Annotated in this window: 9 protein-coding genes and 1 tRNA gene; 3 read left to right on the top strand and 7 right to left on the bottom strand. The window is 59.1% G+C overall.

From position 1 onward, the window contains the following. Positions 1-603: 603 nt before the first annotated feature. The 7 genes from K0F85_RS23495 to K0F85_RS23465 form a co-directional block, all read right to left on the bottom strand. The gene (locus K0F85_RS23495) at positions 604-1,119 is read right to left on the bottom strand and encodes a hypothetical protein (RefSeq protein WP_219118329.1); all 516 of its coding nucleotides are present in this window, start codon (positions 1,117-1,119) and stop codon (positions 604-606) included. Beyond that, a complete protein-coding gene (locus tag K0F85_RS23490; protein ID WP_219118328.1) occupies positions 1,116-2,210 on the bottom strand; it encodes a hypothetical protein in 1,095 nt (364 codons plus the stop codon). The genes K0F85_RS23495 and K0F85_RS23490 overlap by 4 nt, the downstream gene beginning before the upstream one ends. Positions 2,211-2,959: 749 nt before the next feature. Next, positions 2,960-3,049: transfer RNA gene (locus K0F85_RS23485), tRNA-Ser, on the bottom strand. Between the two features lie 116 nt (positions 3,050-3,165). Continuing rightward, entirely contained in the window at positions 3,166-5,220 is a 2,055-nt protein-coding gene (locus K0F85_RS23480; protein WP_219118327.1) for a bifunctional diguanylate cyclase/phosphodiesterase, read from the bottom strand. Position 5,221: 1 nt separating this feature from the next. Further along, positions 5,222-6,346, bottom strand: a complete 1,125-nt coding sequence (locus K0F85_RS23475; RefSeq protein ID WP_306985787.1) for an EAL and HDOD domain-containing protein — start codon at positions 6,344-6,346, stop codon at positions 5,222-5,224. A gap of 265 nt (positions 6,347-6,611) precedes the next feature. Next, on the bottom strand, positions 6,612-7,241 hold the full coding sequence (locus tag K0F85_RS23470) for a response regulator transcription factor (protein WP_219118325.1): 630 nt from the start codon (positions 7,239-7,241) through the stop codon (positions 6,612-6,614). A 13-nt stretch (positions 7,242-7,254) separates the two neighbouring features. Then, entirely contained in the window at positions 7,255-8,625 is a 1,371-nt protein-coding gene (locus K0F85_RS23465) for a cache domain-containing protein (protein ID WP_219118324.1), read from the bottom strand. Between the two features lie 246 nt (positions 8,626-8,871). Here K0F85_RS23465 and K0F85_RS23460 point away from each other — a divergent pair, with 246 nt between their 5' ends. The 3 genes from K0F85_RS23460 (at position 8,872) to K0F85_RS23450 (ending at position 14,306) form a co-directional block, all read left to right on the top strand. Further along, entirely contained in the window at positions 8,872-10,932 is a 2,061-nt protein-coding gene (locus tag K0F85_RS23460) for a carbon starvation CstA family protein (RefSeq protein ID WP_219118323.1), read from the top strand. Beyond that, positions 10,932-11,132: a YbdD/YjiX family protein gene (locus K0F85_RS23455; protein WP_010396213.1), complete on the top strand. Its 201-nt coding sequence runs from the start codon at positions 10,932-10,934 to the stop codon at positions 11,130-11,132. Before K0F85_RS23460 ends, K0F85_RS23455 begins: the two co-directional genes overlap by 1 nt. 309 nt (positions 11,133-11,441) lie before the next feature. Next, positions 11,442-14,306, top strand: a complete 2,865-nt coding sequence (locus tag K0F85_RS23450) for a response regulator (protein WP_219118322.1) — start codon at positions 11,442-11,444, stop codon at positions 14,304-14,306.

Below are 14,306 nucleotides of genomic sequence, written 5' to 3'. Positions count from 1 at the left end.
CAACCTCAAATCATGCTGGTAGGGACAGCCCTCGTAAAGACGGCCCTGCTTTGACGCTTACGATTCGGGGCGGGCTGGGCCGGTAGGCCCAACCCTTCGAATCTCACACGCAGGGCGCGAAGGCGCCCTGCTCGCTTCCGCCAGGCAATAAAAAACCGCCCGAAGGCGGTTTCTTTATTTCCTGGCGGAAGCGGTGTAAGTCACATCCCTAGACTCTGTGCCAATTCTGCCAGATCATCTCACAATCGTACCTACTAAACTACCTACTATCCAAATCGTTCAATAAAATGAAGATTTGATCGTTATCCGCTTCTGCCCATCAAGAAGTCCGTGGCTCACATCGTAAGCTAGGGAAGACTAGGAACTCAACAACCATATGAACATCACAGTAAAGTAGCTGTACAAACGAGTATCCATGCGGAGATTCTGGGTTTGAGAAGCAAAAACACTCTCAACACAAAGATCAAGCAACTTGCAAGCTAGCCTATCGGCAAAACTACGTGCAGGACGTAGAACGTATCAAGATACATCAAATTCTGGGACCATATTAAAATAATCCAGCCAATACTATCCCTCTCAAACCACAAAACATACCTCTTACTTTTACGACTCCTCATCAGACTGGCGGGCCTGCCTCTTAAAGTGAAGATCATTAATGAACATGACATTTGATATAACCACATTCATAACTGACTCCAACTGCATAAGCACCAAAACAAAAAGAAAAGACAATGCGAAAGATTTAAATTGAATTCTATAATCAAGATAAAAAGGAAGTGCCTGAATTACAATCTTCAACAAGGTAAAAAATAGGCCGCCAATCATTACAATGATGGAGGATATAATTGCACCAACAATACCTTCAAGTCGTTTTGCGTCTGATTTCGACTCAGAAAAATCTTTCGCGATTAACTTTTCCGAGTTAATTATTCGACTCATTGCATTTGGATACAAAAATGCTATCCAAATCCCCATAATTACAAAAACCATACCAGATATGCTAGACAACAATGCCAAACAATCTTTATAGTCCACATATTGGTAACCATGCAACCATTTGAAGGTAATAAAATACATCACCACCAATACAGTTACATAAATAAGTATGCGATATTTCACGCCGCAGCCCCCTTTATATCCTTTTTAACCTTAGCCTTGGCTTTTATGTCCATCTTCACACCTGCCAATATCCTGTCTTTAACCTTGGAAAGTCTATCATATATATCAGCTGCTGAAAATACGCTTTGTGATTCTTTACTAAAATTAACTGTTTCGTGCAGCCTATAGGAATCCACCCAAACATCTCCAGATTTCTCTGTTGCAAATCCGATGTTATTCCACTCAGACCTCTTCCGCTCCTCCCTTGCAAATTTCTCAATAATATCTTTAATTTCTGCAGCAGTAGGTTTTGCTTCGGCTCGGACTTCTATTTGTCTTGTTTTAGCTTTCGGTTTTGCCGAGAGGAAAGGTACTTTATCAAAAATTTTAATCCAGTCTGGTCGATCATCAATACCAACATTTAACGGTATCGTATCACGTCGAATAATATGCGTTACCTTTCGCGCCAACTCATCTAACTTTGCACTTCCAGTATTAAGGCTACGTAGATGAACATTAAATCTATACGAGTATCTCTGCGCAGATATCTCACTTGAATCTTTAAACTCAAACCGAACCTTACCTGTTTCAGTTTTACTTTTTATTTTATTCTTATGGCTCACTTTATTCGAAATACTCTGGCTCACCCACTCCATGAACAATCCGGAATCGCAAACTGAATTATCTAATTTCACAGAAACAACAGTATTCATTTTTGGAATAACCCAATAATAACAAGGACGTCCCCAAATCATCTTCTCCTTGCCCTTGTAATCACTTTTAATCTCGATTACTTTTGAACTGCCAGTTTGAGCATTAGCATTTGCTCCAAAAATAGTTCCATCACTATTAGATTCAGACTTCCATAGAACAAATAGATACTCACCGGTATCTTCACATTTGTAAAAATCATGACAATAACATTTCGCCAAGCCAGTTCTTGAGGTCAACGGATCCCAAGGGAGAGTGTCAGTAATAGGCTTTCCTTTAACCCATTCATATATCAAATCAAATGTTTCAGCTGGACCAAGCGTTTTTGCCACCTGGTCCCCTTGTTTGTAGAGTCCGCATTCGTCGATACTGAAAAAATTTAAGTGACCAGGAATAATCATGTTAAAGCACCTTGAAAATATAATTTAAATGAAAAAACATTACTAATTTCTACCAACTTCTACAGAAATTCTAACCACGAACTGACCAGAAGATTGTCAAACTTTACCATAAGTTGCCTAAAAGATATATATACATGTTGAGTTCTTGAATATTTCCTAAAATATGAGCCATCGTTATTGCTTCCGTTTCCCGAGAATTGAGACTTATCTTACGCATCGAAGGCAGCAATGCTGATGGGGCACTTCACTCTGACAGCTCTGCCTTTTTCGATGCCCGAATCAAGTTCTAATGAAAAACATCTAAGCGGAACGAAGTTCAACCTCTCTGAAACTGCTCAAAGTGCGTCAAAATGCGTCAAATCGCATGCCCCCTCTTCGCCCCGCCGCGCCAGTCCTAATGCGCCTTCGGCCATGGCGCACATTTGAGTCAAAAGACCCCTATATAGCGAGCAGGTGTGGAGGGGGGACAACTGCGCGCGCCGGGCCAAGGCACGAGGGTCAGGTCCGGCATTCAGACACGGACTTAGGCGTTGGGTGCTGTGAAAGCTGGCTCAGTCGAAAAGCGAATGGGAACCACGAACGCGCGCCAGCGGCGCGCGGAGCTGCCGCGCAGCGGCAGCAGGTGGAGGATTCGGGGCGGGCTGGGCCGGTAGTCCCAGCCCTTCGAATCTCACACGCAGGGCGCGAAGGCGCCCTGCTCGCTTCCGACAGACAATAAAAAACCGCCCGAAGGCGGTTTCTTTATTTCCTGGCGGAAGCGGTGAGATTCGAACTCACGAACAGTTTAACCCGTCGCTAGTTTTCAAGACTAGTGCCTTCAACCACTCGGCCACGCTTCCTGATGGCAGCATTATACATAAAGGTCAGTGGCTTACCAATGGCTAGCGTTGCCGTGGTCTTATTTCACCAGCGGCAAGGACTGGGGCCAGACATGCGCCGGGACACAGTGGAAGCTCTACAGGCCCCAGTTTTCACGCAGTGCCCGCTCAAACTCCCCTGCCGGCAATGGCCGCGAGAATAGATAGCCTTGCACTTCGTCACAGCCAGAACTCTTCAGGAAAGCCAGTTGCTCGGCCGTTTCCACGCCTTCCGCGATCACTTTATGGTGCAACTGCTGGGCGATGCTGATGATGGTGCTGGCGATGGCGCAGTCGCTGGCGTCGGTGGGGATGCCGGTGGTAAATGAGCGGTCGATTTTTAAGGTGTCGATGGGGAAACGCTTGAGGTAGGACAAGCTTGAATAACCGGTGCCGAAGTCGTCCAGCGAGAGGGCCACGCCCAGCGCCGTGATGCGGTCCATGATGCCGATCACGCGCTCGATGTTGTGCATCAACGTGCTTTCCGTGATTTCCAGCTCCAGCCAGGCCGCTTCCAGGCCGTAGCGGGCCAGGGTCGCCGCCACTCTGGCGGGCAGGGCCGCCGTAAATTCGCGCGCGGACACGTTCACGGCCAGGCGAATCGGCGGAAGGCCTGCCAGTTTCCACGCTTGCGCCTGGGCGCAGGCCGCTTCCAGCACCCATTCGCCCACTTGCACCACCAGGCCCGTCGATTCGGCCAGGGGGATGAACTCAGCGGGCGGGATCATGCCGTGCTGCGGGTGGTGCCAGCGCACCAGCGCCTCAGCGCCTATGATGCGCCCGCTGGCCAGCGCGTATTTCGGCTGGTAGTGCAGCAGCAGTTGCTGTTCCGACAGGGCCTGGCGCAAGCCCGTTTCCAGGCGCATGCGTGCCTGCATGCCCAGGTTCATGTCCTGGCTGTAGAAGGCCACGCTTTCCGCTTCGCCGCCGCTGTCCTGCTTGGCGCGGTACATGGCAATGTCGGCCAGGCGCAGCAGGGTTTCCGCATCTTGCCCGTCTTGCGGATACACGCTGATACCGATGCTGGCGCCCACGCGCAAGTCGTGGCCTTCGATCAGGAACGGCTCCAGCAGCGACGCGAGCAGCTTGTGCGCCACCGTGCTGGCCTCGAAATGCTGGCCGATGTCGAACAGGCCAACGGCGAACTCGTCGCCGCCCAGGCGCGCCACTAGGTCCTGGTCGCGCAATACCTTGCGGAAACGCAAGGAGACCTGGCGCAGCAGTTCGTCGCCGATGCGCCGGCCCAGGGTGTCGTTGATCAGCTTGAAGCGGTTCAGGTCGATGAACAGCACGCAACCGAGCATCTTGCTGCGCTGCGCCACGGTCAGGGCCTGGTCGACGAGTTTGGCCAGCAGGGTGCGGTTGGGCAGGCTGGTCAGCGGGTCGTAGTAAGCCAGGTGGTGCAAACGCTCTTCGGCCAGCTTGCGCTCCGTGATATCGGTCAGGTAGGCGATGAGTCCGATGGGCTTGTCGTCCAGGTCTTGCAGCGGCGACAAGGACAGGCTGGCCCAGAAAATCTCGCCTGACTTCTTTCGGCGACGCACCTCCATCAGCCGTCCGCCCTGCTCCAGGAAGGCGTCGTGGAAACCCGTGTCTTCGTCGTCGTACAGGAACAGGATGTTGCGCCCCACGGCTTCCACCGAAGTGTAGCCGAACAGGCGCTCGGCGCCCTTGTTCCAGCTGGTGATGTAGCCGGTCAAGTCCATCGTCAGCACCGATTCGTGCAACTGGTCGAGGATTTGCGTCTGCTGCGCCAGCAAGGCTTCGACTTGCGCATAGGCATGGGTCGAGCGTTGCGCCAGCGAATGCACTTGCAGCACGCCCGCCGTCAACGACGCCAGGCTGGCCAGGTGGCGGCGGTCGGCGTCGCTGTACAGCTTGCGTCCGGCCACGCTGTAATGGCCAAAGCAATGGCCATCAAAACTGATTTCCTGCAGCAAGGCGGGCGTATCGCGGTGCAACGGCGCGGACGACGCAGTGGAGGTGGCGCCATCGGCGTTGGCCGCAGGCAGGAACTGGCCATGCGGGCTGGCCATCACGGCGCTGGCGATACGGCCCAGCTCGGCCACCAGCGCGGGACCGCGCAAGCGCACGACGGCATCGCACAGGGCGGCGCTGTCACCGAGGAAATCCGACACCGGCTGCAAGGTCATGCTAGAGATTCCGGCTGACCTGGATAGCCCATTGGTAAGCCTGTAGCAGGCTGCGCCAATAGGTTTCTCCATCGATGCCGGCACGGCGCAAGCCCTCGGATGCGGGCGCGGCGCTTTCAACCAGCGCCAGCAAGGTGCCCAGCTCGCCATTGCGCTCCAGCAAGGCGGCGCTCACTTCAGGCGCCAGGTTCAGGGTGGCGATGATGTCCTGCATGGGCATGCCCAGCAGGACGTCGAGCAGGGAAAACACGCCGGCCATGAAGGCCAGGTCTTGCGCGTCGCGGTCGCCGCCGCGCAACTGGCACAGCGCTTCCATCTGCGCCGCGCGCACGGCCGCCAGCGGCAGCAGCGCGTGGATCTTGCCATCGTCCTGTTGCCGCGCATACAGCAGCAGTTGCAGCCAGCGCTGCAGCTGGCGCCGGCCCAGCAGGTTAATGGCCTGGCTGAAGCTGGTAATCGGCGCCGTGAAGCCAAAGGCTGCCGAGTTAACCAGTTTCAATAAATGATAGCTGAGTGATGGGTCTTGCTTGAGCGGCACTTCCAGCTCGTGCGCGTCGGCATCGCGGGCCAGCAGGCCCAGCAACGCCAACAGGCGCTTGCGCGAGGTGGCCTCTTCCGGCTCGCTTTGCTGGCGCGCATGGTGCAAGGCGTAATCGCCGGCAAACCAGCTCACACCGAGTTCTTGCAATGCGGGAAATTGCCCGGCGTCGACGATGTTGTAAGCCAGGTGCGGCCCCGGCAAGGGCAGCAGTTGATGCAGGGCCGGGCGTGCGCCAGACGCGTCAAAGCTCAAGGCGCGCGCGTCGACCTGCGCCGCTGTCACGGGACCGGCATCGGCGCCATCGAGAAGGATGCGGTAGCCGGCGTCGCGCCATTGCTGGCATTTTTTCTGGATCTGCTTGTCGCCGGCAAGCTGGGCCGGCAAACGGAAGATGGTGCGTTGCGGCGCCAGTTGCGCCAGCACGGCCTCGTCCACGCCATACGGGTCGGCCAGGGGAATGATGCAGTCGAGCGGCGCCAGAAAGGCATACGCATCGGCAGCGGCCAGCGCGGCCAGCAGCGGCGCCGTCGAGGCCTGCGGTACATGCAAGGTGACAGCGACCCACTCGTTATGAGCATTGGCCACTGCTTGCAATCCCACCAACGGAAACAGGTTTGATTCAGACGCTGACATCGGTATCTCAGTGTGGGTAGGGCGCCATAGTAAATAAACTGACCAGCATTGGCAACCCTGGCCCGACAGGGATGCCATTTCGACAGCAAGAATCATTCTATCCGAATCTCACTCAGGAAACAGTTTAATTTTGGCAATGATTATTCAAAAAAAACATTCCCCCGGGAGACTCGCCTGTCATGCGGGTTTGACAAAACACGGCAGCGCGCGCGCCTAGTCAGGCACTGCCGCCATGCGCGTGTTCGACCGCATATTTGATCAATTCGGCCTGTCCTTCGATGCCGAGCTTGCGCTTGATGTTCAGCCGGTGCGTCTCTACCGTGCGCACGCTCAGGTCGAGCGCGCGGGCGATCTGCTTGTTCGACTGGCCCGCCGCGATGTGCTGCAGCACCTGCTGCTCGCGGGTGGTAAGGAAGGAATCCTGTACTTGCGGGCGCGACAGTTGCCGCGCCAGGGCCGCGCTGTAATAAATACCGCCAGACATCACCGTCTCGATGGCGAAGACGATATCTTTCCCTGGAGCATCTTTGAGCACATAGCCGCGCGCGCCGGCGGCGATGGCTTGCGACACATATTCAAGCTTGTCGTGCATGGACAGGATCAGCACGGCAATCTGCGGAAACGCCTGCTTGAACAGGGCCGTCGCCTCGATGCCATTCGTGCCGCGCATATTAATATCCATCAACACGAGGTCTACCTGGTGCGCGCGTGCCTGCGCCAGGGCTTCATCGGCGCCGCCCGCTTCGGCCACCACGTCGAAATGCGCCACCGCTTCCAGGCGCGCACGCAAGCCGTCGCGCACGAGGGGGTGGTCGTCCACCAGCAGGATGTTGATCGTCTCGGTCATGGTTGTGTATCTATCAGTGTGTAGTTGGAAGGGCGAGCCGCGCCAGCACCAGGGTGCCGGCCGGAGACGAGGTGATGTGCAGGCTGCCGCCGATGGCCTCCATGCGTTCCGTCATATTGCGCAGGCCGATGCCGCGCTGCGGGTGCAGGGCGATGCCGTCGAAATCGAAGCCGCCGCCGTTATCCTGGATGCGCAATTCCACCGCCTTGCCCGCCTCGTGCAAGCTCACTTCCACGCCGCTGGCGTGGGCATGGCGCTCGCAATTGGTCAGCGCTTCCTGGGCGATGCGGAACAGCACGGTATTCACCATGTCATGCAAGCCCTCGCCCGCCGCCGCAGGGCTGGCCGTGAAACTGGCTTGCGCGCTGCTGCTGTCGTTAAATTCGTGCACCAGGTGGTCGAGCGCGGCAGCCAGGCCCAGGTCGTCGAGGATGGCCGGACGCAGGTTGTGCGAAATACGTCGCACCTCGCCCAGCACCTTGTTCAATTGCTCGGCGGCACGCTCGAAGGTGGCGGGCGCCTTTTCTTTCTGTTCTGCATTGCCACCCAGGCGCGCGATGCCCGCCTCGATTTGCAGCTTGATGGAGACCAGCCACTGGCTGATGCCGTCATGCAAGTCGCGCGACAGCCGCGCCCGCTCTTCCTCCTGCGATTCGACCACGCGCTGCGCCAGCACTTTCAGCTTGGCGTCGGCCACGCGCAATTCGCGCAAATTGAGCACCAGGCCGCAGGCGGCCACCAGCAAGGAGCCGAGGATGGCGATGGCGGCGATCAATTCCATGGTCGAGCGGATATTGCGCGACTGCTGGGCGTCGACCTTGGCCAGCGCCCGCTCCACGTCATCCATATAGATGCCGGTGCCCATCATCCAGCCCCACTCCGGCATCAAGATCACGTAACCGAGCTTGGGCGCGGACTTGTTTGTCGACGGCTTGATCCAGTTATAGCGCTCGAAGCCGCCGCCGCTCTTCGCCCGCTGCATCAGGCGCTGGATGGTCAGATTGCCCTCGGCATCGCGCAATTGCCACAAATTGCGTCCCACCAGTTCGGGCTGGCGCGGATGCATCAGCGACTTGCCCTGCAAATCATAGATGAAGAAATAACCATCGTCGCCATAGCTGAGGGCGGACAGGATGCGTTTGGCTTCCTCTTGCGTGGCGGCATCCGTGCGCCCCGACTGGACCAGTTGCGCGATGGAATGGCTGGCCAAGGTCACGTAATGCTTGAGTTCGGCTTCCTTGCTGGCCAGGTAGGCTTGCTGGATGGTGGCGCGCTGCTGCTCGGCCAGGGTATTCGCCTGGTGCCGCACGGCAAATGCGATGGCGCACAGGGCGAGTATGAGCGGCGTGATGGCCAGGAAGATGACTTTCTGTCTGAGTTTCATGGCCTTGCGCGCTCCGGCGGCGTCGATACGGGTGGAAATGCGTGATTTTACGTTGCGGCGCGGCGAACGGCCTGCGTAGTAATACTGAGCGTTACTGCGTAGTCGTGCGCTTGCGGCAATTATACGATTCCTGAATACTCGCCATAAGCTGCAGAGACACCAAAAGTAACTCCCAAACTGGCGACGACCAGGCTCGGCAGCACACATCATCGCACGGCACAGCGCCCGTCAATCTCTGGAGGAAGCATGAACCGCATTTTCAAACAGCTCGGCTGGGCAGCGCTTGCGCTGGCCGGCGCCGGGTCCCTGGGCGTCGTCGCCCTGCAACGTGGCGAACCGATCAGCGCGATCTGGATCGTCATCGCCGCCGTCTGCGTCTACCTGATCGCCTACCGTTTCTACAGCCTGTTCATTGCCGACAAGGTGCTGGGCCTGGACGCGCGCCGCATGACGCCCGCCTTCAAGCACAACGATGGCCTCGACCACGTACCGACAAATAAATATGTGCTGTTCGGCCACCATTTCGCGGCGATTGCCGGCGCCGGCCCCCTGGTCGGCCCCGTGCTGGCCGCGCAGATGGGCTATTTGCCCGGCATGCTGTGGATTTTGGCGGGCGTCGTGTTTGCCGGCGCCGTGCAGGATTTCATCGTGCTGTTCATTTCCATGCGCCGCGACGGCCGCTCGCTGGGCGACTTGATCAAGGCTGAACTGGGCGAAATTCCCGGCATGATCGCCTTGCTGGGCTGCTTCATGATCATGGTCATCATTTTGGCAGTGCTGGCCTTGATCGTCGTCAAGGCGCTGACCGGCTCCCCATGGGGCAGCTTCACCGTGATGGCGACCATCCCCATCGCCCTGTTCATGGGCGTGTACTCGCGCTACATCCGCGTGGGCCGCATCGGCGAAATCTCCATCATCGGCTTCGTGCTGCTGATGCTGGCCATCATCGGCGGCCAGTACGTGCAGGAATCCGCCGTGTTGGGCCCCATGTTCACGTTTACCGGCACGGAATTGACGTGGATGCTGATCGGCTACGGCTTCATCGCTTCGGTCCTGCCCGTGTGGCTGCTGCTGGCGCCGCGCGACTATCTGTCGACTTTCCTGAAAATCGGCACGATCCTGGGCCTGGCCATCGGCATCATCGTCGTCGCGCCTTACCTGAAAATGCCGGCCATGACCAAGTTCATCGACGGCTCCGGCCCTGTCTGGTCGGGCAACCTGTTCCCCTTCCTGTTCATCACGATTGCCTGCGGCGCCGTCTCCGGCTTCCACGCGCTGATTTCCTCGGGCACCACGCCGAAGATGATTGAAAACGAAAGCCATGCCCGCTTCATCGGCTATGGCGCCATGCTGATGGAATCGTTCGTCGCCATCATGGCCCTGGTGGCCGCCTCGACCATCGAACCGGGCATCTATTTCGCCATGAACAGCCCGGCCGCCCTGATCGGCACCACGGCAGAATCGGCCGCGCAGGCGATCTCGCAGTGGGGCTTTTATGTGACGCCGGAAATGCTGACGCAAACAGCCAAGGATGTGGGCGAGCACAGCATCATCTCGCGCGCCGGCGGCGCACCGACCCTGGCGGTCGGCATGGCGCAGATTCTCTCGGGCGCCATCGGCGGCAAGGTCATGATGGCCTTCTGGTACCACTTCGCCATCCTGTTCGAGGCGCTGTTCATCCTGACGGCCGTCGATGCGGGCACGCGTGCCGGCCGCTTCATGCTGCAAGACTTGCTGGGCAGCTTCGTGCCAGCGCTGAAACAGACGGAAAACGTCATCGCCAACCTGCTGGCCACGGGCCTGTGCGTGGCGGCCTGGGGCTACTTCCTGTACCAGGGCGTGGTCGATCCCTTGGGCGGCATCAACACCCTGTGGCCGCTGTTCGGCATCGCCAACCAGATGCTGGCAGCGATTGCGCTGATCCTCGGCACCTGCGTGCTGTTCAAGATGAAACGCGGCCAGTACGCCTGGGTCACCATCACGCCGACCATCTGGCTGCTGCTGTGCACCCTGACGGCGGGCTGGCAAAAGATTTTCGACGCCAATCCGCGCGTCGGCTTCCTGGCGCACGCCAAGAAATACTCGGCGGCACTCGATGAAGGCAGCTTGCTGGCGCCGGCCAAGTCGGTGGCGCAGATGCAGCAGATCATCTTCAACGATTACCTCGATGCCGGCCTGGCCGCCTTCTTCGTGGTGGTCGTCGTCAGCGTGCTGTTCTTCGGCATCCGCACCATCATGAAGGCGCGCGCCGACAGCCGTCCGAGCACCAGGGAAACGCCGTTCCAGGCCATGCCCACGGTGCAATGATGATCGATGAAATCATCAAGGCGGGTCGGTATCTGGGGCAAAGCATGCGCCTCATGTGCGGCTTGCCCGAGTACGACACCTATGTGGCGCACCGGGAAGTGACCCATCCCGGCGAGCCGATGATGACGTATGAAGAGTTCTTCCGCGAACGCCAGGAAGCCCGCTACGGCGGCGCGGGCAAACGCGGCGGCTGTTGCTAGTTGTGGTGACACCTGACCCAGCCTACTGCGCGTCGGCATAGGCGGCTTGCGATGCTCACCGTACTTCAGTACGGTTGCGCTTCTCGGCCACCTCTGCCTTCCGCTCGCTAAGGCTGGGTCAGATGTTGTTGCTTGGCAATAATTTGAGGGCGGTCTTGCGGAACCGCCCTCTTTGTTTCATCTCGTATAAGTTCCCCTCCCCTCTCTTCCCTTAGACCCACATCAACATCGGGGTGTGTCTTCGCGTCTATATTTTTCCAATAGGCATTAAAAAACAGTCAACTGGCCGACCGGGGAAGCGCCGCCACCATGTTCAATTTCCAACGCTCCAGCATCAGCCAGAAGCTGACCATGATTTCGGTGCTGTCGTCGGGCTGTGCGCTGCTGCTGGTATTCGTGGCGTTTGCGCTGACGTCCGTGCTCAGCCACAAGAACGATGAAGGCAAGCAATTGCTGTCGCTGGCGGGGGTGATCGGTGCGGCCAGCGCGGCGCCTTTGCTGGCGGGGAAAGCGGCACAGCTGCAGGCGGAACAGGTGCTGGCCGCCCTGGTCGCGCGCGACGAGATTGCCCAGGCGGCCCTGTTCGACCGGGGCGGGCGCCTGTTCGCCCTGTACCGCGCGCCGCAGCACGCGGCTGGCCTGGCGGCACCGGAAGACATGGACCCGGCCTTGCTGGCCGACATGGCCGTGCAGCCCGTCACGCAAGGCGCGGGCACGACCCTGGCACCGGCCATGCGCTTGTACCGTCCCGTCTACCGGCCGGACACGGATGGGCAGGAAGTCATCGGCGCCGTGCTGATCGAGGCGGACCTGAACCACATGTGGCGCGACATTGGCCACCACGTAGGCGCCATCGGCGGCGCCACCGTGCTGTCCTTCCTGATCGCCGTGTTCCTCGCGCGGCGCTTCAAGAGCGTGATCGCAGAGCCCATCACCAAGCTGATCGATACGGCGCAAAAAGTCTCGAGCAGCCAGACCTACAGCCACCGCATCGCGCACCAGCGCAGTGACGAGCTGGGCGTGCTGATCGACAGCTTCAACGACATGCTGGCGCAGATCGACAGCCGCGACAGCACGCTGGCCAATTACCGCGACCAGCTGGAGCGCCAGGTGGGCGTGCGCACGGCGCAACTGGAAAAGGCCAAGGATGCAGCCGAGGCGGCCAGCCAGGCGAAGAGCGCCTTCCTCGCCACCATGAGCCATGAAATCCGCACGCCCATGAATGGCGTGCTGGGCATGACGGAACTGCTGCTGGCCAGCCCTTTGAGTCCGCAGCAGCGCCACTACACGAGCATGGTGCAGCGCTCGGGACAGAATCTGCTGGTGATCATCAACGACATCCTCGACTTTTCCAAGATCGAGGCGGGCAAGCTGAGCGTGGAATACATCCGCTTCAATTTCCGCGAATTGCTCGACGATATAGAACACGTGTTCGCGCCGCAGGCGGAAGCGAAAAATATCAGCCTGGAATTCGATATCGCGTATGACATTCCCATCGCCATCTGCGGCGACCCGAACCGTTTGCGCCAGATCATCGTCAACCTGCTGGGCAATGCCATCAAGTTCACGGAAACGGGCAAGGTCACCGTGAAAGTGAGCGTGTGCAGCGAAGATGCGCCCAGCGTGGGCTTGCGCTTCGAGGTGCACGACACCGGCATCGGCGTCTCCAGCGAGGCGCAGAGCCGCATCTTCGAATCGTTCTCGCAGGCGGACGGTTCGACCACGCGCAAGCACGGCGGCACAGGCCTGGGATTGACGATCTCGAAACAACTGGTGGAGCTGATGGGCGGGACTATCGGCGTTAACAATGCTTTAACGCAAGGATCAATCTTCTGGTTCGAAGTAAATTTCGACAAGCGGCGAATCGACAGCGACGACCCGTCCTTCAACCTGAAAACCACGCGAGGGTTACGCGCCTTGATCGTCGACCACACACCCGCCACGCGCGCCGTGCTGGAGCGGCAGCTGGCCAGCTGGCACATCGTCAGCGACAGCGCCGGCACGGCAGGCGACTGCCTGGGCAAGCTGCGCGCAGCCGCGCAGGCGGGCACGCCGTATGGCGTAGCCCTGCTCGACATGGAATTGCCGCGCACCAGTGGCCTGGCCCTGGCCGCCACCATCAAGAGCGAGCCGCTGCTGGCCGACCTCAAATTGCTGTTGCTGAGCACGGAACAGGCGGCGGCCGACCCGGTGCAGCGGCGCGAGGCGGGCGTGGCCTTCCAGCTGATCAAGCCGGCCCGTGAATGCGACCTGTTCGACTGCATCGTCACGCCGCCGCGCGCCAGCGACAGCCTGCGCATCCATCCGCCGCACGCGGCCCGTCAGGTTGGCCGGCGCCAGCGCCGCCGCGTGCTGCTGGCCGAGGATAATCCCGTCAATGTGGAAGTGGCGCTGGCCATGCTCGACAGCCTGGGCCTGGACGTGGTTTGCGCGCGCAACGGCGAAGTTGCCTTGCAGGCGGCGCAGGCCGAGGATTTCGATCTGATCCTGATGGATTGCCAGATGCCCGTGATGGACGGCTTTGCCGCCACGGCGGAAATCCGCCGCCACGAACAGCAATGCGGCCACGCGCGCGTGCTGCCCATCGTCGCCATCACGGCCAATGCCCTGCAGGGCGACCGCGAAGCGTGCCTGGCGGCCGGCATGGATGACTACCTGAGCAAACCGTTTACGCAGCAGGACCTGGGCCACACCATTGCGCGCTGGATCACCCTGCCGCGCGCGGCCAGCGTGCACCACAGCGAGGCGCCGCAACCGCAAATGCCTGCGGAAGGTCCACCCGAGGCGCAGCAATCCACGCCAGTTGCCCCGCCCACGGACCAGCCGCTGAACCGGCAGGCGCTGGAAAACATCCGCGCCCTGTCCGGCACGGAGGGCGATGCGCTGCTCGAACGGGTCATCCACGCTTTTACCAGCGAAACGCCACGCCAATTGCTTGCCATGCGCGCAGCGATTGCCGGCGCGGATGCGGAAGCGCTGCGCAAGGTGGCGCACAGCCTCAAGTCGGGCAGCGCCAACGTGGGCGCCGATGGCCTGGCGCAGCTGTGCAAGGAGATGGAAAAACTGGGACGCGCCGGCAGCACCGAGGGCGCGGCTCCCCTGCTGCTGCAGATGCAGCAAGCCTTCCCGGCCGTACGCGTATCGCTGAACGCCATCCTCGTGAAGGAACACTGA

This window comes from Janthinobacterium sp. UMAB-56 (assembly GCF_900095265.1).
In the GTDB taxonomy this organism is placed as follows: domain Bacteria; phylum Pseudomonadota; class Gammaproteobacteria; order Burkholderiales; family Burkholderiaceae_D; genus Janthinobacterium.
Note: the sequence above shows the minus strand (reverse complement) of the source record. Positions and strands in the feature narration are given on the sequence as shown.

What these genes read in the sequence shown, in the direction of transcription:
- K0F85_RS23490 (WP_219118328.1), bottom strand. Translation starts at nt 2,210, where the DNA reads ATGATTATTCCTGGTCACTTAAATTTTTTCAGTATCGACGAATGCGGA.
- K0F85_RS23480 (WP_219118327.1), bottom strand. Translation starts at nt 5,220, where the DNA reads ATGACCTTGCAGCCGGTGTCGGATTTCCTCGGTGACAGCGCCGCCCTG.
- K0F85_RS23470 (WP_219118325.1), bottom strand. Translation starts at nt 7,241, where the DNA reads ATGACCGAGACGATCAACATCCTGCTGGTGGACGACCACCCCCTCGTG.
- K0F85_RS23465 (WP_219118324.1), bottom strand. Translation starts at nt 8,625, where the DNA reads ATGAAACTCAGACAGAAAGTCATCTTCCTGGCCATCACGCCGCTCATA.
- K0F85_RS23460 (WP_219118323.1), top strand. Translation starts at nt 8,872, where the DNA reads ATGAACCGCATTTTCAAACAGCTCGGCTGGGCAGCGCTTGCGCTGGCC.
- K0F85_RS23455 (WP_010396213.1), top strand. Translation starts at nt 10,932, where the DNA reads ATGATCGATGAAATCATCAAGGCGGGTCGGTATCTGGGGCAAAGCATG.
- K0F85_RS23450 (WP_219118322.1), top strand. Translation starts at nt 11,442, where the DNA reads ATGTTCAATTTCCAACGCTCCAGCATCAGCCAGAAGCTGACCATGATT.